This is a genomic window from Ensifer adhaerens (assembly GCF_002940685.1).
Classification (GTDB): domain Bacteria; phylum Pseudomonadota; class Alphaproteobacteria; order Rhizobiales; family Rhizobiaceae; genus Ensifer; species Ensifer adhaerens_E.
In genome coordinates, this window is record NZ_PNFP01000002.1 from 116,823 (window position 1) to 137,693 (window position 20,871).

The 20,871-nt window shown below is 63.2% G+C and carries 19 protein-coding genes and 1 riboswitch; of the genes, 12 read left to right on the plus strand and 7 right to left on the minus strand.

All coding sequences use genetic code 11. The annotated features are described in order from the left end of the window. The first annotated feature begins 16 nt into the window (after positions 1-16). The 4 genes from C1A35_RS03745 (at position 17) to C1A35_RS03760 (ending at position 3,541) form a co-directional block, all read left to right on the plus strand. Complete coding sequence (locus C1A35_RS03745) at positions 17-796, plus strand: DeoR/GlpR family DNA-binding transcription regulator (protein WP_104663426.1); 780 nt, start codon at positions 17-19, stop codon at positions 794-796. Then, positions 793-1,560: a triose-phosphate isomerase gene (locus C1A35_RS03750; RefSeq protein WP_104663020.1), complete on the plus strand. Its 768-nt coding sequence runs from the start codon at positions 793-795 to the stop codon at positions 1,558-1,560. Before C1A35_RS03745 ends, C1A35_RS03750 begins: the two co-directional genes overlap by 4 nt. 42 nt (positions 1,561-1,602) lie before the next feature. Next, on the plus strand, positions 1,603-2,046 hold the full coding sequence (gene derI, locus C1A35_RS03755) for a D-erythrulose-4-phosphate isomerase (RefSeq protein ID WP_104663021.1): 444 nt from the start codon (positions 1,603-1,605) through the stop codon (positions 2,044-2,046). A gap of 211 nt (positions 2,047-2,257) precedes the next feature. Further along, positions 2,258-3,541 carry a low temperature requirement protein A gene (locus C1A35_RS03760; RefSeq protein ID WP_199772852.1) on the plus strand — a complete coding sequence of 428 codons (1,284 nt, stop codon included), beginning with the start codon at positions 2,258-2,260 and terminating at the stop codon, positions 3,539-3,541. Between the two features lie 377 nt (positions 3,542-3,918). Here the strand turns inward: C1A35_RS03760 and C1A35_RS03770 are convergent, their stop codons facing one another. From C1A35_RS03770 to C1A35_RS03800, 7 genes are all read right to left on the minus strand, one after another. After that, entirely contained in the window at positions 3,919-4,392 is a 474-nt protein-coding gene (locus C1A35_RS03770) for a 6,7-dimethyl-8-ribityllumazine synthase (protein ID WP_199772853.1), read from the minus strand. 92 nt (positions 4,393-4,484) lie between these two features. Beyond that, a riboswitch (FMN riboswitch) is annotated at positions 4,485-4,635 on the minus strand. A gap of 162 nt (positions 4,636-4,797) precedes the next feature. Continuing rightward, positions 4,798-5,142 carry a TfoX/Sxy family protein gene (locus C1A35_RS03775; RefSeq protein WP_104663023.1) on the minus strand — a complete coding sequence of 115 codons (345 nt, stop codon included), beginning with the start codon at positions 5,140-5,142 and terminating at the stop codon, positions 4,798-4,800. A gap of 63 nt (positions 5,143-5,205) precedes the next feature. Further along, complete coding sequence (locus tag C1A35_RS03780) at positions 5,206-6,267, minus strand: ABC transporter ATP-binding protein (RefSeq protein ID WP_104663024.1); 1,062 nt, start codon at positions 6,265-6,267, stop codon at positions 5,206-5,208. 11 nt (positions 6,268-6,278) lie between these two features. Beyond that, positions 6,279-7,061 carry an ABC transporter permease gene (locus C1A35_RS03785; protein WP_104663025.1) on the minus strand — a complete coding sequence of 261 codons (783 nt, stop codon included), beginning with the start codon at positions 7,059-7,061 and terminating at the stop codon, positions 6,279-6,281. Continuing rightward, a complete protein-coding gene (locus tag C1A35_RS03790; RefSeq protein WP_034792273.1) occupies positions 7,058-7,939 on the minus strand; it encodes an ABC transporter permease in 882 nt (293 codons plus the stop codon). Before C1A35_RS03790 ends, C1A35_RS03785 begins: the two co-directional genes overlap by 4 nt. A 182-nt stretch (positions 7,940-8,121) precedes the next feature. After that, positions 8,122-9,228, minus strand: a complete 1,107-nt coding sequence (locus C1A35_RS03795) for an ABC transporter substrate-binding protein (RefSeq protein WP_104663026.1) — start codon at positions 9,226-9,228, stop codon at positions 8,122-8,124. Between the two features lie 204 nt (positions 9,229-9,432). Continuing rightward, entirely contained in the window at positions 9,433-10,311 is an 879-nt protein-coding gene (locus C1A35_RS03800; RefSeq protein ID WP_104663027.1) for a MurR/RpiR family transcriptional regulator, read from the minus strand. Between the two features lie 175 nt (positions 10,312-10,486). Here C1A35_RS03800 and C1A35_RS03805 point away from each other — a divergent pair, with 175 nt between their 5' ends. The 8 genes from C1A35_RS03805 to C1A35_RS03840 all read left to right on the plus strand — a co-directional run bounded on the left by C1A35_RS03805 (position 10,487) and on the right by C1A35_RS03840 (position 20,777). Further along, positions 10,487-11,260: an N-formylglutamate amidohydrolase gene (locus tag C1A35_RS03805; protein WP_104663428.1), complete on the plus strand. Its 774-nt coding sequence runs from the start codon at positions 10,487-10,489 to the stop codon at positions 11,258-11,260. Positions 11,261-11,374: 114 nt separating this feature from the next. Beyond that, complete coding sequence (locus tag C1A35_RS03810) at positions 11,375-12,922, plus strand: amino acid permease (protein ID WP_104663028.1); 1,548 nt, start codon at positions 11,375-11,377, stop codon at positions 12,920-12,922. Between the two features lie 192 nt (positions 12,923-13,114). Then, positions 13,115-14,479, plus strand: coding sequence for a glutamine synthetase family protein (locus C1A35_RS03815; RefSeq protein WP_104663029.1), 1,365 nt, complete (start codon positions 13,115-13,117; stop codon positions 14,477-14,479). Between the two features lie 85 nt (positions 14,480-14,564). Then, a complete protein-coding gene (locus C1A35_RS03820; protein ID WP_104663429.1) occupies positions 14,565-15,950 on the plus strand; it encodes an aldehyde dehydrogenase family protein in 1,386 nt (461 codons plus the stop codon). Continuing rightward, entirely contained in the window at positions 15,947-17,092 is a 1,146-nt protein-coding gene (locus C1A35_RS03825; protein ID WP_104663030.1) for an iron-containing alcohol dehydrogenase, read from the plus strand. The genes C1A35_RS03820 and C1A35_RS03825 overlap by 4 nt, the downstream gene beginning before the upstream one ends. A gap of 239 nt (positions 17,093-17,331) precedes the next feature. Then, positions 17,332-18,078 (plus strand): ParA family protein, encoded by a 747-nt coding sequence (locus C1A35_RS03830; protein ID WP_104663031.1) that lies wholly within the window; start codon positions 17,332-17,334, stop codon positions 18,076-18,078. A 191-nt stretch (positions 18,079-18,269) separates the two neighbouring features. Further along, a complete protein-coding gene (locus tag C1A35_RS03835; RefSeq protein ID WP_104663032.1) occupies positions 18,270-18,989 on the plus strand; it encodes a ParA family protein in 720 nt (239 codons plus the stop codon). Positions 18,990-19,256: 267 nt separating this feature from the next. Next, on the plus strand, positions 19,257-20,777 hold the full coding sequence (locus tag C1A35_RS03840) for a globin-coupled sensor protein (RefSeq protein WP_158664961.1): 1,521 nt from the start codon (positions 19,257-19,259) through the stop codon (positions 20,775-20,777). The last annotated feature ends 94 nt before the right edge of the window (positions 20,778-20,871 follow it).

Sequence of the window (20,871 nt, forward strand, 5' to 3'; positions counted from 1 at the left end):
GATCGGGACCGAGACGATGAAGCCGGAAGACAGGCGACAGGCGATCATGGATGTGCTGATGGAGGCCGGGACGGCCTCCGTCGAAGACCTGTCCTTGCGCTTCGGCGTCAGCAAGATGACGGTGCATCGCGATCTCGACGACCTCGAGCAGGCGGGCCTTCTGCGCAAGGTGCATGGCGGCGCTTCGATCCAGTCGAGCCCGCAATTCGAAAGCGACTTCCGCTACCGCGAGAAGATCGCGATCTCCGAAAAGCGGCGGATCGCCGAGCATGCGGCAAGCCTGATCGAGCCGGGGCAGAGCATCCTCATCGACGACAGTTCGACAACCGGCGCGATCGCCGACTGCATCCGCGATATCCGTCCGCTGACGGTCATCACCAACAATCTCGGGGTGATCACCAGTCTCTCAGGCGCCCCCGGCATCAACGTCATCGCCCTCGGCGGACAGTACAGCAAGAAGTTCAACGGCTTCTTCGGCATCGTTACCGACGAGGCGCTCAGGTCGCTGCGCGTCGACATCGCCTTTCTGTCGAGTTCGGCGATCGAGGGAACCGCGGCCTTCCACCAGGACCAGGAGGTGGTGCAGGCCAAGCGCCTGATGGCGAAGGCGGCCAAGCGCACGTACCTGCTGGTGGACCACGACAAATTCGGGCGCTCGGCGCTCCACTTCCTGACCGGGCTCGATGCCTTCGACGCGGTGCTGACCGGCGCCGAGGTGGCGGCGGAGCACGCGGCACCGCTCGAGGAGGCGGGCATCCGGCTGGTCAGGGTCGACCATCGCAAGGAGAAAGCATGAAGAAGTCGGGCCTGTGGGTCGGCACCAGCTGGAAGATGAACAAGACGCTCGCCGAGGCGATGGCCTTTGCCGACGGTCTTGCCGCGGCCGACGCGACGCGCGACGCGCGCATCCAACGCTTCGTCATCCCGCCGTTCACGGCGGTGCGCGAGGTCAAGGCGCGTCTTTCCGGCACCAGCGTCAAGGTCGGTGCGCAGAACATGCATTGGGACGATGCCGGCGCCTGGACCGGCGAAGTGTCGCCGCTGATGCTGAAAGACTGCAATCTCGACGTGGTCGAGCTCGGGCACAGCGAGCGTCGCGAGCATTTCGGCGAGACCGATCGCACCGTCGGCCTGAAGACGGCCGCCGCCGTGCGCCACGGTCTGGTGCCGCTGATCTGCATCGGCGAGACGCTTGCCGAGCGCGAAGCGGGCGAGGCGGATCAGGTGCTGAAGCGCCAGGTCGAAGGCGCGCTTGAGCGTCTCGAAGGCGAGGCGAAGGCGGCTGAGATCCTGCTTGCCTACGAGCCGGTCTGGGCGATCGGCGTCAACGGCATCCCGGCGACGGCTGACTATGCCGACGAGCGTCACAAGCGCATCGCCGAGGTGGCCGAAGCCGCACTCGGCCGGCGCGTGCCGGTGCTCTACGGCGGCAGCGTCAACCCCGGCAATTGCGAAGAACTGATTACTGAGGCGCATATCGACGGCCTCTTCATCGGCCGCTCCGCCTGGGACGTCACTGGCTATCTCGACATTCTGCAGCGTGTCGCAAAGGCGATCTGAGCCTCCGGCCGTTGCAGCTCAAGAAGAACGAAAGGAACAATCATGAAGATTGCAATCGGAGCCGACAGCGCCGGCAAGCCCCTGCTGGATGTCATCGCCGCCCATCTTGGCAGCCGGAGCGACGTCGAAGTCGTGGACCTCAGCCAGTCCGGCTTCTATGCGGACCTCGCGCAGAACCTGGCGCAGCAGGTCGTCGAGGGCAAGCATGACCGCGGCATCCTCTTTTGCGGCACCGGTATCGGTGTGTGCATCTCCGCCAACAAGGTGCCGGGCATCCGCGCGGCGCTGACGCACGACACCTATTCGGCCGAGCGGGCCGCCAAGTCGAACAACGCCCAGATCATCACCATGGGCGCCCGCGTCATCGGCCCGGAACTGGCAAAGTCGATCGTCGACACCTGGCTCGCCTCCGAGTTCGACCCGAACGGTTCTTCGGCCGGCAATGTCGAGGCGATCAATCGCCTGGATGCCGCCAGGGCCGGGTGAGGAAAAATGTGGGCGGTTTCCGCCCGCATCCCCTCCCGATCTCAGGGCCTGACCCAATATCGCGGTGCCGTTGATCCTCCCTCGGGCATCGTGACGACACGCCCGGCAGCGATGCCGGGCGTTTTCGCGTCCGGGCTCGTCCTTCGCCTTGACGAAGCTTCTGCAAATATTTGAATATTCTTGCGGATCGTCAAATGAAGGACGTTGCCGCATGAGTGAAACGACCTCGACCGAGCCGCATCAAAGCGCGCACCATCATGTTGCGCGCATGAGCGGCCGCGACACGCATGAACATCACCGGACGGCGACGACGCTCGAACTGTTGTTCGACCTGACCTTCGTCATCGCCTTCAGTCTCGCCGCTTCGCAGCTTGCCCATTTCCTGGCGGAGGGGCACATCTTTTCCGGCCTCGCCGGCTTTGCGCTTGCGACGTTCTCCATCTGCTGGGCCTGGATCAATTTCAGCTGGTTTGCCTCCGCCTATGACACGGACGACTGGGTTTTCCGTATCGTCACCATGGTGCAGATGGTCGGCGTGCTGATCCTTGCGATCGGCCTGCCGCCGATGTTCGAATCGATCGACAAGGGCGAACACCTCAACAACGGCATCATGGTGCTCGGCTATGTCGTCATGCGGGTGGCGATGCTCTTCCAATGGCTGCGTGCCAGCCGGCAGGACCCGGCACGACGGGATGCCTGCATGGCCTATGTCAAGGCAATCAGCCTCGCCCAGCTTGGCTGGGTCGTGCTGATCTTCTTCGATTTCTCGTTGCTGGTGACCTTCGTCATGGTCGTGGGGCTGACGGCGATCGAAATGCTCGGTCCCTATATCGCCGAGATGCGCTACGGCGGAACGCCCTGGCATGCCCATCACATCGCCGAGCGCTACGGACTGCTTGCCATCATCGCGCTCGGGGAAGGGGTGGTCGGCACGGTCGCCTCGATCTCCGCCGTGGTCGAAGGGCAGGGCTGGAACCTCGATGTCGCGCTCGTCTGCCTGGCGGGGACGGGGCTCACCTTCGGCATGTGGTGGATCTATTTCCTGCTGCCGAGCGCCGAGATCCTGCATCAGTACCGTCAAAAGCGGTCCTTCGTCTGGGGCTACGGCCACATGCCGATCTTCGCCTCGATCGTCGCCACCGGGGCCGGGCTGCATGTCGCGGCCTATTACATCGAGCACAAGGCCCATATCGGCTCGGTCGCAACCGTGCTGACGGTCGCGGTTCCCGTGGCCTTCTACATCGGTCTGCTCTACGCGATGTATGCCTATCTCATGCAGCAGGTAGACCGCCTGCACCTCTGGCTGCTTGCCGGCTCGGCGCTGGTGTTGGCTGCCTCAGTGGTCGCGGCGATCGCCGGGCTCGACATGGCCAAGTGCCTGATCATCCTGATGCTGGCGCCCGTCGTCGTCATTGTTGGCTACGAGGTGGCGGGACACCGGCAACGCGCGGCGGCGCTGGAGCGTGGCCTGCACAAGGGTGAAGGGGTGCATTGATTTTGCGAGAATTCGAGAGTCGAAACAGCGCGTTATCGGTAGGAGCTGTCGGCTTGATTCAGCTGGTTCAGAAGTCGATTCAATGGGACGGCAGGCTCGTGAACTTAAAGCAATCGGCGAGCCTAGCCCCTCACCCTAACCCTCTCCCCGCAGGCGGGGAGAGGGGACGAGGCCTCTTGCCAATGCCGGGGTCTCTGATTGTCCCTGGGAGACAGTCGTTCTCGATAGTCAGGGGTATATTTGGGCGACAAGCGTGCCCATGCGTCCTTCTCCCCGCGAGCGGGGAGAAGGTGGCGGCAGCCGGATGAGGGGCAAGCCCTCACCGGGCGGATGAGGGGCCGAGTAGAGCGCCGGCGCCTCAAAGGTGTAACGGCCGATCAGGCGTTGACCAGCGCCAGCTTGGCGCGGGCATCGAGGATCTGGGCGCAGGCGTTGGCGGCCTCCGTACCCTTCAAGACGAAGTGCTCGCGGAAGAAGGCGATCAGCGGTTCGCTCTCCTGGAAATTATGCGGCGTCAGCACGGCCGAAAGCACTGGCACATTGGTGTCGAGCTGCACGCGCATCATGGCGTCGAGCACGGTTCCGGCGACGAAGTCGTGACGGTAGATGCCGCCGTCGACGACAAAGGCGGTGCCGAGGATCGCGGCATAGCGGCCGGTCTTGGCCAGCGTCTGCGCATGCAGCGGGATTTCCAGAGCACCGGGCACGTCGAAGATCTCGACGTCTGCCGCCGAGCCGCCGAGCTTCGTCCATTGCGCCACGAAGGCATCGACGCATCGGTCGACGATATCGGCATGCCAGCGGGCACGAACGATCGCGATCTTGGCGGCGGGGTGGGAAAGAATGGTCATGGTCTCAAGCCTTTCAGGGTTTGGCGTTTTCCAATGATCCCGTCGGGCGAACATGCATGCGCGCGGGGTCCCCGGTGGGGTCCCACGTTCCTGCTTGCTCTCTTCCATCCGGACTGTGACCGTCGGCTCCGGAATTCGACCGGATCTGCTGACCTCTGGGGCGTAAGCTCCAAAGCGCTCGCGGGCTTCGGTCTTTCGACCGCTACCGCCGGTGGGGAATTTCGCCCCGCCCTGAGAACATCGCGACTATATAGGCCGCAGAGGCGCGGTCAAACGCACGGCGCGACGAAAAGAGCAGAAATCACGACAGATTTTTGCTTATCGGGCAGAGGTCTGGCAAATTCGTTTCGATGGCGGCGGCGTTGGGGGCGGCGCGTTTCAGACGCGGCGGCAATGCACCCCTGTTTATCCGCGAAGCTCGTCGTCTTCGGCTGCAAGTGCCCGTCCGGCCCAATGGAGAAGGGCATCGTGGTCGTCGAGGCAATCGACCGGCGCTTCGTAGAAGCGGTGCACGACCACGGTCTTGCCGGCCTTCTGATAGGCGAAAGGCTGGCAGCCCTCGGCCGCAAGGGCGTCCTTCAGCGCCTGGTCAACCCGGAAGTAGAGGCGGTCCTTGATGCTGACGGCAAAGCGTTTGTCGGCGACGAGATAGGCCCAGCCGCCGAAGAAACGCTCTGTCTGGACGGGTCCGAGATCGGAGAGTTCGTCCTGGATGTGCCTGACAAAGGCACTTGGTTCCGCCTTGGCCATGATCTCGTCCTCGTTCAGCGTTTACCGATGGCGCAGCCATTCGCTGCGCCATGCCGGTTGGTGCTACTCGCGAATGACGAGCAAGTCTTTGGCGGCAAAGCGCAGGGTGACGTTGTCGCCGGAAACCGGCGGGGCCACGCCCGGATTGTTGAACATGTCGAAGGAGATGACGTCGCCGCCGACGCGAAGGCGGGTGCGGATGACCGAGCCGAGGAAGCTGGTCGAGACGACCTCGCCGGCAAGGGCGGTATCGCCCTTGGCGCCCTCGGCGATCGAGCCGGCTTCCGGACGCAGCGCCAGCGAGATGCTGTCGCCGCCCTTCATGCCGGAAATCGGATCCTTCAGCGCGATCTGCTGATTGCCGATCGTGACGGCACCTGCGGCCGGGTCGGCGACCTTGCCCTCGATGATGCTGAGCGTGCCGACGAAGGAGGCGACGAAGCGCGTCGAGGGCGTGTTGTAGATCTCGAAGGGCGTGCCGATCTGGTCGGCACGGCCGGCATTCATGACGACGATGCGGTCGGAGATCGACAGCGCCTCTTCCTGGTCGTGGGTGACGAAGACCGTGGTGATGCCGAGCTGCTGCTGGATCTGCCGGATTTCCTCGCGCAGCGACACGCGGATCTTGGCGTCGAGCGCCGAAAGCGGCTCGTCGAGCAGCAGCACCTGCGGCTTGACCGCAATGGCGCGGGCAAGCGCAACGCGCTGCTGCTGGCCGCCGGAGAGCTGGTAGGGGAAGCGGTCCGCCAGGTGCTCGAGCTTGATCAGCCCGAGCATCTGCTTCACCCTCGCGTCGATCTCCGACTTGTCGGTGCCTGCGACCTTGAGGCCGAAGGCGACATTGTCATGCACGTTCATGTTGGGAAACAGCGCATAGGCCTGGAACACCATGCCGATGTTGCGCTGGTTGGGCTTCAGCGCGTTCTGATCCTTGCCGTTGATGACGATCTTGCCGCTGGTCGGCGTCTCGAAGCCGGCGATCATGCGCAGAACCGTCGTCTTGCCGCAGCCGGACGGGCCGAGGAACGACACGAACTCGCCCTTCTCGATGTTCATGTTGAAATCATGCACGACCTGAACCGGGCCGAAGGACTTCTTGATGCTGGTGAGTGACAGGAAACTCATGGGTGCGGTCCTCAGGCCTTAGGAGGCGCGCTTTTCTGGAAGCGCGAGACGAGCTGGATGAGGCCGAGGCAGCCCCAGGTGATGCCGAATGCGATGACGGCGAGTGCGGCCGGCTCATAGGCGCGGTTGGCGCCGAGCAGCTGCATGTACGGGCCGAAGGCCGGGCGGTTGAGAAGCGCCGCCATGGTGAACTCGCCGATGACGATGGCGAAGGTCAGGAAGGCGCCCGAGAGCACCGCGACGAGCACGTTCGGCAGGATGATCTTGGCAAGGATCGTCGCCCAGCCGGCGCCAAGGCTCTGTGCGGCTTCGGTGAGCGTGGCGACGTCGATGGTGCGAAGCCCGGTGTCGACCGCGCGGTACATGTAGGGAAGCGCGAGCGTCGCATAACCGAACATCAGGAGGATGTTGGTGCCCGTCAGCGAGCCGGTCAGCGGCAGCCAGCTCGAGGTGTTGTAGAGCCGGATGTAACCGAAGACGATGACGATCGCCGGGATGACCAGCGGCAGAAGCGTGATGAACTCGATCACCGGGCGCAGCCGCGGCAGCTTGAGCCGGACCCAATAGGCTGTGGGTACGACGAGCAGCACGCCGAAGATGATGGTGAACAGCGCCTGCATCACCGAATAGGTGAAGGTCTCCTGGAAGCGCGGATCGGCAAAGACCTTCTGATAGGCATCGAACGAGTATTCGCCGCGGCGCATCTTGAGCGAGAAGTTGGTCATGCCGATGAGCGGCAGGGTGAAATAGAGGAGGCCGAAAACGAGGGCTCCCCAGGACCAGATCTTCTTCATTTCAGCCACCTTTCGCTGCGGGAACGGAGCCAGATGTAGATCGCGTTGGCGATGCCGGTGACGACGATCATGCCGAAGGCGAGCGCGTAGCCGAGATGCGGATTGCCGAGCACGTCGCCGCGGATCTGGGCAAAGAGCAGGATCGGCACGATCGACAGCGACGAGCCGGTGAGCGCGATCGCGGTCGCAACGGCGCCGAAGGCATTGGCGAAGAGCAGCGCCAGCGTGCCGAGCAGCGACGGCAGCAGGATCGGGAAGGCGACCATGCGCCAGTATTGCAGGCCGGTGGCACCGAGAATTTCGGCGGCCTCGCGCCATTCGCGCTTCAGCCCGTCGAGCGCCGGCGTGATGATCAGGATCATCAGCGGGATCTGGAAGAACAGATAGGTGACTGTCAGCCCCCAGAAGGAGAGCAGGTTGAAGCCGAGCATCCGGAGGTCGAGACCGAAGTTCGAGCGCAGGAAGACGGTGACGATGCCGACTGGGCCGAGGGTCGCGAGGAAGGCGAAGGCGAGCGGCACGCCGGCGAAGTTGGAGGCGACGCCCGAGAAGGTGAGCAGCGGACCACGAATGCCCTTCGGCAGACCGCCGAAGACGATGGCAGACGCCATGGCAAAGCCGATCAGGCAACCGAGAAGGGCCGAGGCGATGCTGATCTTGATGGAGATCCAGTAGGCAGCCAGGATCGAGGGCGTGAACAGGCCGCGGATGTTGTCGAGCGTGAAGCTGCCATCGGGCGTCTGGAAGGCACCGACCACGATCTTCATCGTCGGCAGAAGCAGGAACAGCGTCACGAAGGCGGCAAAGGGAAGAATGCCCAGCCAGTGAAGCGGTAGGCGACGCGCCGGCGGGCTGGCGTCGGGTTTAGCAGATGACATTCCGTTCGCGCCCCTGAAGCCGCGTTTTCGACGCGGGCGTTATCGATTGCTGCCAGTGAGAAGCGGGATGCAGGCGGACCGCGCACGGTTTCCAGTTCTCGCCCCAAAGACTTGAATTTCTTACGAATAACCTAAGCGCCCCGGTCGGAAAACCGGCCGGGGCGACAGGACTGTGGAAAGGCTTACTGGACGTTCGCGCCGACGACGGAATCCCAGCCGCCGGTGACGGCAGCCTTGTTGGCGTCGACTTCTTCGAGCGTCGGGAAGTAGGCCTTTTCATAGGCTGCTGCCGGCGGCAGGGCGTCGATCAGCTCCTGCGGAACCTTGCCGGCCTTGACCATGGCGTTGAAGCGGGTCGGGTGGCAGAAGCCCTTGAGCCAGCCGAGCTGTCCTTCGTCGGAATAGAGGTGCTCCATCCACAGCTTCGCTGCGTTCGGGTGCGGCGCGTAGGCCGAGATGCCCTGAACGTAGACGCCGGCGAGAACGCCGCTCGCCGGGACGACGACTTCGGTCGGCGGGTTGCCCGCGAGGGTTTTGGCCCAACCGAGCGCGTTGTAGTCCCAGGCAACCACGATCGGGGTCGAGCCCTGGGCGAGCGTGCCCGACTTGCCGATGACAGGAACGAAGTTGCCGGCCTTGTTCAGTTCGGCGAAGTAGCCGAGACCGGCTTCACCGGCTTCCTTGCCCGACTTTGCGCCCTTGGCGAGACCAGCGGCGAGAACGCCGAGGATCGCCTGGTTCGAGGCGCGCGGGTCGCCGGCGAGAGCGACCTGACCGGCATATTCCGGCTTCAGGAGATCGGCCCAGTCCTTCGGTGCGTTCTGGACGAGGTCCTTGTTCACGAGGAAGGACATCACGCCGTAGTAGTCGCCGTACCAATAGCCTTCGGCGTCCTTGACGCTGTCGGGGATCTCGTCCCAGGTGGAGACCTTGTAGGGCTGCAGCAGGCCTTCGGCCTTCATCTGCGGGCCGAAGGCGAGACCGACGTCGATGACGTCAGGCGCCTGCGGGCCCTTGTTGTCCTTGTTTGCCTTGACGGCTTCGACTTCGTCGGCCGAGCCTGCGTCCGGGTTCAGTTCGTTGACCTGGATTTCCGGATACTTGGCCTTGAAGGAGGCGATGACGTCGCCATAGCCGCACCAGTCGTGGGGCAGGGCGATCGTCGTCAGCATGCCTTCCTTCTTGGCGGCTTCGATGAGCTCGGCGCTCGGCTCGGCAGCGGCGATTGCGGTCGTCGCCAGGAAAATGGCGGTGGAGAGCGAAAGCAGGCGTCGGGTTTTTGAAATCACTGGAGTTCTCCTTATGGGTTTAGTCAAATTCGTGGGGTTTCAGTCGATTTCGGCGAAGCTGTTAAAGAGGTGCGATGAAAGTAATGTGACAGGGGTTTATCCGTTCGCGCCGCGTATGTCGTTGTAAGAACATTTCTTTTTTTGGTCCGGCGGGCCACTGTCGCATAACTGCATGAAATCCTTTGAACGGTGTCGGCAGCTCTCCTAAACGGGTTTGCGAAAGATGCGGGTGGAATCGAACAGGCCCTCGAGCGTCTTCATTCGGTCTCGGGTCTCCTCCCAGTTCGAACTCTGCACAGCCTCGATCAGGGCTTCGATCAAAAACAGAATCACCACCGAGCTGTCCCAGGCGGACGGCACCTCGATCTGCGAGCGAAACACCTTTGAGGCGGACTTGGCGACCGGCGAACTCCAGCGATCGGTAAAAAGCACGATCTCGACGCCGCGCTCGCGGGCGGATTTGGCAAGCGTCACCATTTCCTGCTCGTAGCGGCGAATGTCGAAGAGAATCAGCACGTCGCCCTGGCGCATGTCGAGCACGTAGTGCGGCCAGGCGCTGGCGTTCGAAGCGATCTCGGTGACGCCGGGGCGGATCACCTGCAGGTGGGTGAAGAGATAATCGGCGAGCGAACGGGTGATGCGCCCGCCAAGCAGATAGACGCTGCGTTTGCGGTCGGCGATGAGAGCGGCCGCCTCGTCGAAGTCCTGCGGCTCGATCTGGGTCAGCGTTTCGCGCAGGTTGCTGGTGATGGCATCGGCAAAGCGGTTGAGCGTGTGGGTGCCGGGCGCGTTGGCCGCCCAGCGGTCGTGCTTGGTGATCGGGTTGGAGATCGTCGCTTCGAGTTCCTGGTGCAGGCGCGCCTGGAAATCCGGGAAGCCGCGGAAGCCGAGCTTCTGCACCATGCGCGCGACCGTCGGAGTCGAAACGCCGGCGTTCTCGGCGACCGTGGTGATCGAGCCGAGTCCCGATACGGGATAATTGTCGAGAAGTGTCTCCGCCAGTTGCTTCTCCGCGCGGGTCAGCGCGTTGAATTGGGCAGTGATCACGTCCGACACCGTCGTGGATGTCGCCTTGCTGCTCAAATTGTCTCCCCTGAACCGATCTAGAGCCGGTTTGTGACAGATTAAACATCGCTGTCACAATTGGAGTCAATCGCAATTTTGAAGAGATCGTTTCAGATTTTGATTGACACTCGCCGTTCTCTGAAGAATTCTTTTCATTAACGAACGTCTAACGGGGCAAGAGGGGATGCCGGTGTTGACGCGACTTTTGACCGAAGCAGATGGTGAGCCGGTTGCGGTCGAAAACGCCGCAGGCACGGGCGATATCGTACTCGTCTGCGAGCACGCCTCGCGCCTGGTTCCCGAGCGGCTCGGGACGCTCGGCCTCAGCGAACAGGCGCTCGAAAGCCATATCGCCTGGGATCCGGGTGCGCTTGCGGTCGCGAGGCTCCTTGCGGCAAGGCTCGACGCGACACTGATCTACCAGCGCTTCTCCCGCCTTGCCTATGACTGCAACCGCCCGCCGGAAGCGGACGCGGCCATGCCTGCCGTCAGCGAGGTCTACGAGATCCCGGGAAACCGGACGATGTCGGCCGACGAGCGCCAGGCGCGTGTCGACGAGATCTACCGGCCGTTCCACGATGCGGTCGCCCGTTTCGTTTCCGAGCGCAAGGCTGCCGGCCGTCCGCCGGTACTGGTCACGATGCACAGTTTTACGCCCGTCTATTTCGGCAAGCCGCGGGCAGTCGAAGTCGGCGTGCTGCACGATGCCGACAGCCGGCTTGCCGACCATATGCTGGCGACCGCCACGAAGGGCAGGGTCGCCTATGACATCCGTCGCAACGAGCCTTACGGCCCGGCCGACGGCGTTACCCATAGCCTGATCGAATACGGCGTCCAGAACGGGCTGCCGAATGTGATGATCGAGATCCGCAACGATCTCATTCGCAATGACATCGGCCAAAGGGTCATGGCCGATTACCTGGAAGGGCTGCTCGCCAAAGGCGTGGCGGCACTTTCGGCACAATAAAAGACCCTGGGGAGCGGCGTTGCCGCGGTCCTGTTCCGGCCAGCCGGGGCAGGGTGGTTTATGGGACCCTGCCGCAATGGGGCGGTGTGGTCTGAAGAAATCAGGGGAAGAAAAATGTCGGACTACAGTGATTCAGACAAAAAGCAGGACATGAGCGTCTTGCACTCGATGGGCTACGCCCAGGAGCTCGAGCGGCGCATGAGCCAGTTCTCGAACTTCGCGGTGTCGTTCTCGATCATCTGCATTCTTTCGGGCGGCATCAACTCGCTCGCCCAGGCGACCGCCGGCGCAGGGGGCGCTGCGATCGGCATCGGCTGGCCGCTTGGCTGCTTCATCTCCTTGGTTTTCGCCGTTGCCATGGCACAGATCAGCTCGGCCTATCCGACGGCGGGTGGCCTCTATCACTGGGGTTCGATCCTCGGCAACCGCTTCACCGGCTGGCTGACGGCCTGGTTCAACCTGCTCGGTCTCGTCACCGTTCTCGGTGCGATCAACGTCGGCACCTATTATTTCTTCATGGGTTCCTTCGGCACGCCCTATTTCGGCCTCGCCGATACGACGCTGACGCGCATCGTCTTCCTCGCCATCATCACCGGCGGGCAGGCGCTGGTAAACCATATGGGCATCGGGCTGACAGCCAAGCTCACCGACTTTTCGGGCTACCTGATCTTCGCGACGTCGATCCTGCTGGCGCTCGTATGCCTGGTCGCAGCCGACAGCTACGACATCGCCCGTCTCTTCACCTTCTCCAACTATTCCGGTGAAGCCGGCGGCAACGTGTGGCCTCAGACCTCGGGCACCTGGGTGTTCCTGCTCGGCCTGCTCCTGCCGATCTACACGATCACCGGCTATGACGCTTCGGCGCACACTTCGGAAGAGACGGTCAAAGCCGCCCATTCGGTGCCGCGTGGCATGGTCTCGTCGGTGCTCTGGTCGGCGCTTTTCGGCTACATCATGCTGTGCTCGTTCGTGCTGATGATCCCGAACATGGACGAAGCCGCCAAGCAGGGCTGGAACGTGTTCTTCTGGGCAATGGATGCGCAGGTGCACCCCATCATCAAGGACATCCTCTATCTCGCCATCCTCGTCAGCCAGTGGCTGTGCGGTCTGGCAACGGTGACATCGGTGTCGCGCATGATCTTCGCGTTTTCGCGCGACGGCGGTCTGCCGGCCTCCAAGGCGCTTGCCAAGGTGAGCCCGACCTACCGCACGCCGGTTGCCGCGATCTGGATCGGCTCGATCCTGTCGGTCCTGTTCGTCTGGGGCTCGTCGCTGGTCTCGATCGGCGAGACGCCGGTCTACACCATCGTCGTTTCGTGCACGGTCATCTTCCTGTTCTTCTCCTTTGCGATCCCGATCACGCTCGGCCTCTTCGCCTGGGGAACCTCGAAGTGGGACAAGATGGGCCCGTGGAACCTCGGCGAGAGCATGTTCAAGCTGTTCGCCGTACTCTCGATCATCGCCATGGTGCTGATCTTCGTCCTCGGCGTGCAGCCGCCGAACGACTGGGCGCTCTACATCACCGTGGGCTTCCTGGTGCTGACCGGCGCTGTCTGGTTCGGCTTCGAGAGCCGCCGCTTCCGCGGCCCGCCGATCGGTGACGAGGTGGTACGCCGCCAGGCAGAGATCGCCGCTGCAGAAAAGGCCGTCGGCCAGATCTGATCAACGACAAAAGGGCGGAAGCGCGACCGCGACTTCCGCCTTTTCTTTGGGGCCGGACGAAATCGAAAGACAAAGTGCGCGGTTTCCGGCCGCACCCCGCGCCAGACAATTCGAGCTGATCACGTTCACGCGGCCAAAAAACATCGTGACCTCAAGGGAACGGCCGCGTGACAAAACATGGGATGGAAGTTGATGAGCTATACGTTTGACGAGTTGAAGGAAGACGTCGCCGCCGGCCGCATCGATACGGTGCTCGCCTGCCAGGTCGACATGCAGGGCCGGCTGATGGGCAAGCGCTTCCACGCGCAATTCTTCGTCGATGGCGCCTGGAAGGAAACGCATAGCTGCAACTACCTGCTGGCGACCGACATGGAGATGGAGACCGTTCCCGGCTACAAGGCGACAAGCTGGGAAAAGGGCTACGGCGACTATACGATGAAGCCGGACCTTTCGACGCTTCGCCGCATCCCCTGGCTCGAAGGCACGGCGCTGGTTCTCTGCGACATGCTCGACCATCACACCCATGAGGAAGTGCCGCATTCGCCTCGGGCGATCCTGAAGAAGCAGGTGGCGCGCCTCGAGAAGATGGGTCTCAAGGCCTATATGGCGAGCGAACTCGAATTCTTCCTCTTCGACCAGTCCTATGACGATGCCCGCCAGTCCGGCTATCGCGACCTGCAGCTCGTCAGCGGCTACAACGAGGACTACCACATCTTCCAGACGACCAAGGAAGAGGACGTGATGCGGGCGATCCGCAACGGTCTCCAGGGTGCAGACATTCCGGTCGAGAATTCCAAGGGTGAGGCGTCGGCCGGCCAGGAAGAAATCAACGTGCGCTATGCCGACGCGCTGACGATGGCCGACCGGCATGCGATCATCAAAAACGGCTGCAAGGAAATCGCCTGGTCGCGCGGCAAGGCCATCACCTTCCTTGCCAAGTGGAACTATGCGGCCGCCGGTTCGTCCTCGCATATCCACCAATCGCTCTGGAGCGCGGACGGCAAGTCGTCGAAGTTCTACGACGAGAGCGGCAAATACGGCATGTCCGAGATGATGCGCCACTATGTGGCCGGGCTTCTCACCCATGCGAGCGAGATCACCTATTTCCTCGCACCCTACATCAACTCCTACAAGCGCTTCATGGCCGGTACCTTCGCGCCGACCAAGGCGGTCTGGAGCAAGGACAACCGCACGGCCGGGTATCGTCTCTGCGGCGAAGACACCAAGGCGATCCGTATCGAATGCCGCGTCGGCGGCTCCGATCTCAATCCTTATCTCGCTTTCGCCGCTTTGATCGCCGCCGGCATTTCCGGTATCGAAAACAAGATGGAACTGGAAGCGCCCTTCGTCGGCGACGCCTATGGCGGCAAGGACGTGCGCGAGATCCCGCGCACGCTGCGCGACGCGACGGCCGCGCTGACGGAATCGAAGATGCTGCGCGCCGCCTTCGGCGACGAGGTCATCGAGCACTATACGCGGGCAGGGCGCTGGGAGCAGGAAGAATATGATCGCCGCGTCACCGACTGGGAGGTCGCACGCGGTTTCGAACGGGCCTGACCCGCGACATAATCATTTCACAAGGATGGCCGTTCCTGACCGGAGCGGCCATCGCATCATTCGCAATGAAAGCAGGAAGACGATCATGAGCATGATCAAGTGCATTTCGCCGGTGAACGGCGAGGTCTACGCAGAGCGCCCGGCGATGCCGCTGGACATGGCAAAGCAGGTGGTTTCCCGCGCCCGCCAGGCACAGAAGGCCTGGGCGCGCCGTCCGCTCGACGAGCGCGTCAATCTGGTTCTGGCCGGTGTCGCGCGCCTCAACGAGATGGTCGACGAAGTGGTGCCGGAGCTTGCCTGGCAGATGGGCCGGCCGGTGCGCTATGGCGGCGAGTTCAAGGGCTTCAACGAGCGCTCGAACTATGTCGCGACGATCGCTGCCGATGCGCTGAAGCCGCTTGTGATCGAGGAAAGCGACCGCTTCGAGCGCCGCATCGCCCGCGAACCGCATGGCGTCGTCTTCGTCGTGGCGCCGTGGAACTATCCCTACATGACCGCGATCAACACGGTCGCGCCGGCGCTGATGGCCGGCAACACGGTCATCATCAAGCATGCGAGCCAGACGATCCTCGTCGGCGAGCGCATGGTGCGTGCCTTCGTCGAGGCCGGCGTTCCCGCCGACGTCTTCCAGAACATCTTCCTCGACCATGAGACGACGGCAGCGCTGATTGCGGGCAAGAGCTTCGACTTCGTCAACTTCACCGGTTCGGTCGAAGGCGGCCGCTCGATCGAACGGGCTGCCGCCGGCACCTTCACCGGGCTTGGCCTCGAACTCGGCGGCAAGGATCCGGGCTACGTCATGGAGGACGCCGACCTCGACGCGGCCGTCGACACGTTGATGGACGGCGCCACCTACAATTCCGGCCAGTGCTGCTGCGGCATCGAGCGCATCTATGTGCACGAGTCTCTCTATGACGCCTTCGTCGAGAAGTCGGTCGCCTGGGTTTCCAACTACAAGCTCGGCAATCCGCTCGATCCGGAAACGACGCTCGGGCCGATGGCCAACAAGCGCTTTGCCGCCACCGTGCGCGAGCAGATCGCCGATGCCGTTTCAAAGGGCGCCAAGGCGCTGATCGATCCGAAGCTTTTCCCTGCCGACGACGGCGGCGCCTATCTCGCGCCGCAGATCCTCGTGAATGTCGACCATTCCATGGCCTTCATGCGCGAAGAGACCTTCGGCCCTGCCGTCGGCATCATGAAGGTGAAAAGCGACAGCCAGGCGATTGAGCTGATGAACGACAGCCAGTACGGGCTCACCGCATCGCTCTGGACCAAGGATGCCGAGCGCGCCGCTCGCATCGGCGCGGATATCGAGACCGGTACGGTGTTCATGAACCGCGCCGACTATCTCGACCCGGCGCTCTGCTGGACCGGCGTCAAGGAAACCGGCCGCGGCGGCTCGCTGTCGATCATCGGCTTCCAGAACCTCACCCGCCCGAAATCCTACCATCTGAAGAAAGTCACCGCATGACCATCACCGCCAACTGGAGCTATCCGACGTCCATCAAGTTCGGTGCCGGCCGGATCAAGGAGCTTGCCGACCACTGCAAGGCGGTCGGCATGAAGAAGCCGCTTCTGATCACCGACCGGGGCCTGGCGCCGATGGCGATCACGCAGAACGCGCTCGACATCCTTTCGGCCGCCGGTCTCGGCCGGGCGATCTTTGCCGACGTGGATCCGAACCCCAACGATGTCAACCTTGAAGCCGGCGTCAAGGCGTTCAAGGACGGCGGTCATGACGGCGTCGTCGCCTTCGGCGGCGGCTCGGGCCTCGATCTCGGCAAGTGCGTCGCCTTCATGGCCGGCCAGAGCCGGCCGGTCTGGGACTTCGAGGACATCGGCGACTGGTGGACGCGCGCCAGCGTCGAGGGCATCGCGCCGATCGTCGCCGTGCCGACGACGGCCGGCACCGGCTCGGAAGTCGGCCGTGCCAGCGTCATCACCAATTCCGCAAGCCATGTGAAGAAGGTGATCTTCCATCCGAAGTTCCTGCCGGCAGTCACGATCTGCGACCCGGAACTGACGGTCGGCATGCCGAAGGTGATCACGGCCGGCACCGGCATGGACGCTTTTGCCCATTGCCTGGAAGCCTATTCCTCGCCCTTCTACCACCCGATGTCGGCTGGCATTGCGCTCGAAGGCATGCGCCTCGTCAAGGAGTATCTGCCGCGCGCCTACAAGGACGGCACCGACATCGAGGCCCGCGCCAACATGATGAGTGCCGCCGCCATGGGCGCCGTCGCTTTCCAGAAGGGGCTCGGCGCCATCCACTCGCTGTCGCATCCTGTTGGAGCCATCTACAACACCCACCACGGCATGACCAACGCCGTCGTGATGCCGCCGGTCTTGCGCTTCAACCGCCCGGTGATCGAGGAGAGAATAGCGCGCGCTGCCGCCTATCTCGGCATATCAGGCGGTTTCGACGGCTTCTACGACTACGTGCTGAAGCTGCGCGAGGAACTCGGCGTTCCGGACAAGCTCGCAGCCCTCGGCGTTGGCACCGACCGGATCGACGAAATGTCGGAAATGGCGATCGTCGACCCGACGGCCGGCGGTAACCCGGTCGAGCTGACGCTCGACGCCGCCAAGAAGCTCTTCCGCGAATGCATCTGAGCAATTTCCGACGCCTTCGCCGTCGTGGCGAAGGCGTCGGCTCCTGGTTTAGGTAATCCGAAATTACGACTTGCCATTGCAGGCAATCTGTCACCTAATTGTCATCCAACTGTCACGTTTCGGGTTTGCGAAGCGTCTGCTTAACGCTTTGTTTACCGCGGTCTGGAACGCTTGCATTAGGGTGTGCGTATGTAACGGCCCCGCGAAAAGCCGGGCCCGCGTTGAGTTAGGGTCGACCGATGGCGATTGTTTCCCTCGCGAATGCGAAGGGGGGAGCCGGCAAGACAACGGCAGCCTTGCTGCTTGCCTGCGAATTCGCACGGCGCGGTGACCGCGTTGCGGTGCTTGATTGCGATCCTCTCGCCTGCATGACCGACTGGTTTCGCCACGGCCGCCACGACGGCAATCTTTTCGTGCTGCCGGGCATAACGACCACCACGCTCAGCGATCATCTGAGAAGGCTGCGCGGCCAGGTCGAGCATGTGGTCATCGATCTGTCCGGGGCTGCCGATGTGCTGGTGGCGCTGGCGATCGGCCTTTGCGACCTGACGCTGATCCCGGTGCAGGGCTGCGCCATGGATGCACGCGGCGCCATCCAGGTGCTGGACCTGATCCGCTACATCGAAAACAATGCGCGCGCCGACATCAACCACGCGGTGGTGCTGACCCGCGTCAACCCGATCGTGACGACGCGGGCGATGCGCAGCGTCAAGCTGTCGCTTGCAGAGAGCCGGATCCGGCTGGTCGACACCCCGCTTGTGGAGCGCACCGCGTTTCGCGAGCTTTTCGAACAGGGCGACACGCTGTATTCGCTCGATGCCGCGCGTGTCAGCAACCTGGCGAGGGCGCAGGCCAATGCCCGCGCATTGGCGGACGATGTGCTTCGACTGCTCAATCCGCCGGGCGAGGCGGCGCGACACGGTCCGTTTTCGTCCATGTGCTACCGCACGCGACGGACAGCGGATCCGGTTGTCGTGCGCGCCTGAAATCCTTGCTCCCACGGGTCTTCCGGCACCGCCGTGATGAGGTTCCCGGCAATGCCGCGGGGCTCGACTGTCAGGTTTGACGTGCCCGCGTTACCATTTCGTTAACCATCTTCTGTAAGGTTTCGTTAAGAAGCGAACCGTCGGCCGTGGCCGCGCCGTTCGCGCGAAACATGCAGAGAATGGGGAATATCATGGCGGTCATCACTTTCGCCAATGCAAAGGGTGGCGCGGGCAAGACGACCGCGGCGCTGATCCTGTCGACGGAACTGGCGCGGCAGGGGCACCGGGTGGTCGTTCTCGATGCCGATCCGCAGCGCTGGATTACCAGCTGGGCCGAAGCGTCCGGCCACATCGCCAATCTCACCGTCATCTCGCACATCACGCCCGGTTCGCTCGAATGTCATATCCGCGAGGCGAAGGACGAGGCGGATTACATCGTCATCGATCTCGCGGGTGCCAAGGACCAGATCGTAGCGCTTGCGCTCGCCATCTCCGACCACGTGCTGATCCCGGTGCAGGGCTGTGCCATGGACGCAAAGGGGGCCGCCCAAATCCTTGAACTGATCCGGCAGATCCAGGATCGCTCGGGCCATCGCATCAACCATTCGGTCGTGCTCACCCGCGTCAACTCGCTCGTCACCACGCGCGCGCTGCAGACGATCAAGGCGATGCTCGCCGAGCGTGGCGTCTCGGTGCTCGACACGCCGATCGTCGAGCGTGCGGCCTATCGCGAGATCTTCGATCTCGGCGGCACGCTGCAGACGATGGATCCGAACCGCGTCAGCAACCTCGACAAGGCGCGCGAGAACGCAACCGCGCTGGCCAGCGAAGTGCTGGCGCTGATGCCGGCCAAGGCCCGCCGCTCCTGGGCTGCGCGCATGCCGTCCTGGGCCTCGCGCAACGCCGCCTGATCCTCGAACCCCACCGTTTATTGCGTATCAACCGGAATTGATGTTTGTCAGTTCCGGTTGAGTTGTGTTTCGGGCCTCGCGAAATAGCTGTCGCGCGTAAGGCTTCCTTTACCCTGCGCTTCTATCAGTGACCTTGGACACAGCTTGCCCCTGCGATCGACGCAACAGGGTAACCGGCCGCCATGATTGCGGCCAAGATCTCGGACGCTTCAGTGCCGTCGATCCTGTCTCCATGATCCAGAAATGAGCATGCAGGGAAGTTCGCGCATGAAAACGGAACACGCCGCTGCCGGCACGCAAGACGTTGCCGGTCGTCTGAATTTCATGGCGCTCGATGACGCCGCCAGAACCAGCCTCAAGGCGCTGAAGCCGATCCTGGAAAAGGAACTTAAACCCGCCCTCGACAAGTTCTACGTCAAGGTCAAGACGACGCCCGAGACCAAGCGCTTCTTCTCCTCCGACGCACATATCGACCGCGCCAAGGGCGCCCAGGTTGGCCACTGGGCCAACATCGTCGACGCCAATTTCAACGAGGACTACAGCGCCAAGGTGCGCACCATCGGCCTGGTGCATGCGCGCATCGGTCTCGAGCCGCGCTGGTACATCGGCGGCTATGCGCTGATCGCCGAGCATCTGATTACCGAGATTGTCGAGGCGCATTGGCCGAAGGCCGGCCTGTTCTCGCGCAAGGGCACGTCGGCCGAGGACATGGCGGCGATGCTGTCGAGCCTGATCAAGGGCGTCTTCCTCGACATGGATCTGTCGATCTCCGTCTATATGGACGCCTCCGACGTCACCAAGCAGCGCGCCGTGCAGGAAGAGGTGCTTTCGGCCGAGCGCGCGCTGATCAGCAAGACCTTCGGGGCGGCGCTGAAGAAGATCGCCGAAGGCGACCTGACGGCGCGCATCGGCGCGGATCTGCCCGCCGCCTATCAGGAACTCGGCGAGAACTTCAACCATGCGATCGGCGAGCTCTCGCGCGCGATCGGCGGCATCGAGGCCGGCGCCAGCCAGATCCATACGAGCGCCAAGGAAATCGCGGCTGCGGCCGACGATCTTGCCCGGCGCACGGAACGGCAGGCGGCGAACCTGGAAGAAACAGCGGCCGCCGTCGAGCAGGTGACGCGCACCGTCAAGCAGACCGCCGAAGGCGCCAACCAGGCGAATTCGACGGTGATTGCCGCCCGCGCCAATGCCGAACAGAGCGGCGAGATCGTCAGCCACGCGATCGAGGTGATGCAGGAGATCCAGACGTCGTCTGCGAGCATCGCGCGGATCGTCGACGTCATCGACGAGATCGCCTTCCAGACCAATCTTCTGGCGCTCAATGCCGGCATCGAAGCGGCGCGCGCCGGCGAGGCGGGCAGGGGCTTTGCGGTCGTCGCCTCCGAGGTCCGGGCGCTGGCGCAGCGTTGCGCCGAAGCGGCCAAGGACATTCAGGGCCTGATCGCCAAGTCGCGCGGCCAGGTGGACGATGGCGTCAACTCGGTCAACCAGGTGGCCCAGTCGCTGCAGCAGATCGTCGCGCAGGTGGTCGAGGTCAGCTCCGTCTTCGGCGCCATCCGTGCGAGCACCGCCGAACAGGCGACCGGCCTGCAGGAGGTCAACACCGCCATCACCCAGATGGACCAGATCACCCAGCAGAATGCCGCCATGGTCGAACAGGCGAATGCCGCCAGCCAGGCATTGACGGGAGAGGCTGAACACATCGCCATGCGGCTCAGGGCCTTCCGCACGTCGGGACAGGTGCAGGTCAGCGCCGGCACGGGTTACCGCGCGGCGGCGTAGCATGCGTCTCGGATGAGGTCAGGTCGGGCCAAGCGGCGCTTGGATAACTCCTTGGACGCCGACTGGTGTCGCACTTTGCAGGCAGGTCCATCGA

What these genes read in the sequence shown, in the direction of transcription:
- C1A35_RS03745 (WP_104663426.1), top strand. Translation starts at nt 17, where the DNA reads ATGAAGCCGGAAGACAGGCGACAGGCGATCATGGATGTGCTGATGGAG.
- C1A35_RS03750 (WP_104663020.1), top strand. Translation starts at nt 793, where the DNA reads ATGAAGAAGTCGGGCCTGTGGGTCGGCACCAGCTGGAAGATGAACAAG.
- derI (WP_104663021.1), top strand. Translation starts at nt 1,603, where the DNA reads ATGAAGATTGCAATCGGAGCCGACAGCGCCGGCAAGCCCCTGCTGGAT.
- C1A35_RS03760 (WP_199772852.1), top strand. Translation starts at nt 2,258, where the DNA reads ATGAGTGAAACGACCTCGACCGAGCCGCATCAAAGCGCGCACCATCAT.
- C1A35_RS03770 (WP_199772853.1), bottom strand. Translation starts at nt 4,392, where the DNA reads ATGACCATTCTTTCCCACCCCGCCGCCAAGATCGCGATCGTTCGTGCC.
- C1A35_RS03775 (WP_104663023.1), bottom strand. Translation starts at nt 5,142, where the DNA reads ATGGCCAAGGCGGAACCAAGTGCCTTTGTCAGGCACATCCAGGACGAA.
- C1A35_RS03780 (WP_104663024.1), bottom strand. Translation starts at nt 6,267, where the DNA reads ATGAGTTTCCTGTCACTCACCAGCATCAAGAAGTCCTTCGGCCCGGTT.
- C1A35_RS03785 (WP_104663025.1), bottom strand. Translation starts at nt 7,061, where the DNA reads ATGAAGAAGATCTGGTCCTGGGGAGCCCTCGTTTTCGGCCTCCTCTAT.
- C1A35_RS03790 (WP_034792273.1), bottom strand. Translation starts at nt 7,939, where the DNA reads ATGTCATCTGCTAAACCCGACGCCAGCCCGCCGGCGCGTCGCCTACCG.
- C1A35_RS03810 (WP_104663028.1), top strand. Translation starts at nt 11,375, where the DNA reads ATGTCGGACTACAGTGATTCAGACAAAAAGCAGGACATGAGCGTCTTG.
- C1A35_RS03815 (WP_104663029.1), top strand. Translation starts at nt 13,115, where the DNA reads ATGAGCTATACGTTTGACGAGTTGAAGGAAGACGTCGCCGCCGGCCGC.
- C1A35_RS03820 (WP_104663429.1), top strand. Translation starts at nt 14,565, where the DNA reads ATGAGCATGATCAAGTGCATTTCGCCGGTGAACGGCGAGGTCTACGCA.
- C1A35_RS03825 (WP_104663030.1), top strand. Translation starts at nt 15,947, where the DNA reads ATGACCATCACCGCCAACTGGAGCTATCCGACGTCCATCAAGTTCGGT.
- C1A35_RS03830 (WP_104663031.1), top strand. Translation starts at nt 17,332, where the DNA reads ATGGCGATTGTTTCCCTCGCGAATGCGAAGGGGGGAGCCGGCAAGACA.
- C1A35_RS03835 (WP_104663032.1), top strand. Translation starts at nt 18,270, where the DNA reads ATGGCGGTCATCACTTTCGCCAATGCAAAGGGTGGCGCGGGCAAGACG.
- C1A35_RS03840 (WP_158664961.1), top strand. Translation starts at nt 19,257, where the DNA reads ATGAAAACGGAACACGCCGCTGCCGGCACGCAAGACGTTGCCGGTCGT.